Origin of the sequence: Clostridium sp. (assembly GCF_017888565.1) — a bacterium.
Classification (GTDB): Bacteria; Bacillota; Clostridia; order Clostridiales; family Clostridiaceae; genus Clostridium.
Genome location: NZ_JAGHFX010000015.1, coordinates 1 through 3052, shown reverse-complemented (window position 1 = coordinate 3052; position 3052 = coordinate 1). Strand labels below are relative to the sequence as shown.

The 3052-nt window shown below is 26.4% G+C and carries 4 protein-coding genes; 2 read left to right on the top strand and 2 right to left on the bottom strand.

The window, feature by feature from the left end:
- Window positions 1-847, bottom strand: an 847-nt coding sequence (locus J7M87_RS02745) for an XRE family transcriptional regulator (protein WP_291648443.1), incomplete at its 3' end; no start/stop codon positions are given.
- Window positions 848-1216: 369 nt separating this feature from the next.
- Window positions 1217-1678 carry a helix-turn-helix transcriptional regulator gene (locus tag J7M87_RS02740; RefSeq protein ID WP_291648442.1) on the bottom strand — a complete coding sequence of 154 codons (462 nt, stop codon included), beginning with the start codon at window positions 1676-1678 and terminating at the stop codon, window positions 1217-1219.
- Window positions 1679-1885: 207 nt separating this feature from the next.
- On the opposite strand from J7M87_RS02740, the gene J7M87_RS02735 reads away from it, so the two are divergent.
- A complete protein-coding gene (locus J7M87_RS02735; RefSeq protein ID WP_291648441.1) occupies window positions 1886-2200 on the top strand; it encodes a DNA-binding response regulator in 315 nt (104 codons plus the stop codon).
- Window positions 2201-2312: 112 nt separating this feature from the next.
- Window positions 2313-3052: hypothetical protein (locus J7M87_RS02730; protein WP_291648440.1), on the top strand; the 740-nt coding region annotated here is incomplete at its 3' end.

Genomic DNA, 3052 nt, shown 5'->3' with positions numbered 1-3052 from the left:
ATATATGGACATTGATAGGTTTATATCTTTGAATTTTATGTGCTGGGTTATTGCTTTGGGGAATTAAAACAATTTCATTAGGGCAAAAATGAACCTTTTTACAAGTTGCTTCATCATCAATTATAGCAATAATAATATCATTATTACTAACCAAAGTGGTACTTTCTATTAAGAGTAAATCCCCAGGAGAATACAGCTTATCCATACTATCTCCTTTAACCTCAAGAATAAAGTAATCTTTAGAAGGACAGAGTAGTTTAGAAGGTATATTAAAACTATCTAATATTTCTTCATAAGCGTAACAAGGATTACCAGCAGATACATTTCCAATAAGATTTATTGATCTATAATCAATATCACTCTTCTTAGTTTTAAATTTAATAACATTAGGTGAAATTTCATTACTAATTTCTAAATCTTGTTGATTATAAAGATTTATATGCTCAATTAAGCTATCAATTTCTTTAATTTTTTTAGGTATTTCATTATTAAGGAGAGATAAGTATTTCTTTTTCTTCTTCTCCAATTCTAATAAGATATTTTTACGTAAATCTGAATTAATATCTTCAACCTTTTCATTATAATCAATATCATTTAAAAGTTTATTCTGAATATCTTTTAAAAAGTTAGCATTATTACTAAAATTTTCAGTTAAGAGTTTATCTATTTCAACATTAAGGAAATCCGAGATCTTTATTAAAGCATCTATTCCAGGCTCTCTGCGACCACTTTCATAATTAGAGTATGAACTAGGATTTAGTTTTAAGTAATTTGCTATTTCTTTTTGACTGATATTTAGAGAACTTCTTATATATTTTAGATTTTCACAAAAATAATTCTTTTTCAAAAAAATTCCCCCTTTCTATCAATAGCATAATAGTAAAATAGAACAAAAGATAGAAAAAAGCCAAAATGAAAATAATAATAAAAAATATTTTTTTAAAAATACTTTCATATTGACATATAATGTTGATATTGATATTATATTGTTGTAATAAGACAAAAAATGTAAGTATATAATTAAAATTTGTCCAACTAAATGGGTTGGGGAAACTATGTAAAAATTTAGAGGTGTTTTGAGAGAAGCTAAAAGGAAATATTTATAGGAACTGATAATTGGAAAAATGAAAAGAAAAATGTCCCCTGGGGACATGAATTAATAAAGAGATAGATGTAATATAACAAAATATAAAAAAGATGAGTAATAATTTTCATATTACTCATCTTTTTTATTAGGTGAAATTTCATTTGAATATTCTTCAGTATAAAGATTATTTATAAAATCTAAAACAGAATCTATTTCAGATATTTTAACATCTATTTCATCTAATATAGTGTTTTTCTTTTTTTCATAAAAGTTTCTATTTTCTAGAAGTTTCTTTTTTAAGTCAGAATAATTAAATTCATTTAAGTTTAAACTAGTTTCTGGTTCTTCTGTGATAATACTATCTATTTTACTTTTAATAATAGTATTTATTTTGACTTTTAATAGATCGTCAATAGAACAGTTAAATAGTTTTGATAATCTTATTAATATATCTAGTGAAGGTTCATTTATTCCATTTTCATAATTTGAATATCGAGATCTAGTTATTCCAAGAGCATCAGCTATTTCTTGTTGAGTTAAATCGTTATCAACTCTAAGACTTTTTATATTATTTGAAAAAAAATTATTCATATTAATACACCTCATAATTAGTTATACCGTAAAGAAAAATATATTTAAACGCATGATATGAAATATGTCAAAAATATTGACATGTTACGTGTCAAATGATATATTTATTAATATAAAAGAATTAAATTTGTCCAATCAAATGGGTTGGGACAACTATATCTAAAATAAGGGGTGTTCATTTTGGTATTGGATTTGAGAGATAAAATTATGATTGAGAAGTTATATTTAAATGGGATAGATGCTAAAGAAATATCTCGTAGAATTGGAAAGAGTGTTGATGCTATTAGAAAATATATACAGAGAAATTTAAAAGATTTAAAAGGGCAACATGAAGCTGAAAGGATAAGAACAAAAGAAATTTTAAGGAAAACTAAGTGGGAATGTTCGCAACAAATTTCAAATAGGAATTTTGCAAAATTTAATAGATCTATTTATAAGCAAGCAAAAAATGGAGATTTAATATTAGATAGGAAAGTAGCACCAGTAGTTACATTTGATACTCCTACAAGAATTACAAAGTAAAAAAAATTTGCTATAATATTCCTGAAAACAAAGGATAAATAAATTAGATATTGTAGAATTTAGATAAAAAATAGTGTTCCCGAAGGACACCAATTTAGAAGGAGGTAAATTTATGAATTTAGAAAAAATAAAAGAAATGTTAAAAAATAGGAAAGTACAAATAATAGCTGGAACAGTAGCTGGAGTTTTAGTATTAACAGTAGCTGGAACAATGATATTAAATAATAAGAATGTAGAAAGCAAAAATATTGCTATAGAAAAAGACAATGAAAAAGATGTTGATAAAGAAAAGAAGGATGTCAAAGAGCAATTAGAAGAATTAAAAAAGACAGATACATCTAACCTATCAGATGAAGAGAAAAAGGACTTGGAAAATAAGATAGCAGATGCAGAAAAGAAAGTAGCCAATAATGATAATGATAGTTCAAGTGAAGGAGTTACTGCTAATACTTCAAATTCGACATCAAATAGCTCAAGTAATTCATCAAGTGAATCTACTTCTTCATCAAATAATGGGGCAAGTAGTAGTTCTCAAGGTTCAGGAAGTAGTTCATCTTCAAGTAGTAGTTCACAAACTCATACTCATAATTGGAATCCTATAACTGATAAAGTTTACCATGATGAGGTAGGGCATTGGGAAGATGTAGTTGTAACACCAGCTTGGACTGAAAATGTTCCAGTATATGAAGAAAGGGAGTTAAGTATTTGCAATGGTTGTGGGAAAGATATAACAAATGATCCTTGGGGGCATATAGAAGAACAAATGTTACAAGGTAATACATCATGTGGGGGTTATCACTCTCAATGGCAACAAGTTCAAGTAGGTACAAATGCTGTTAATCATCCAGCAGT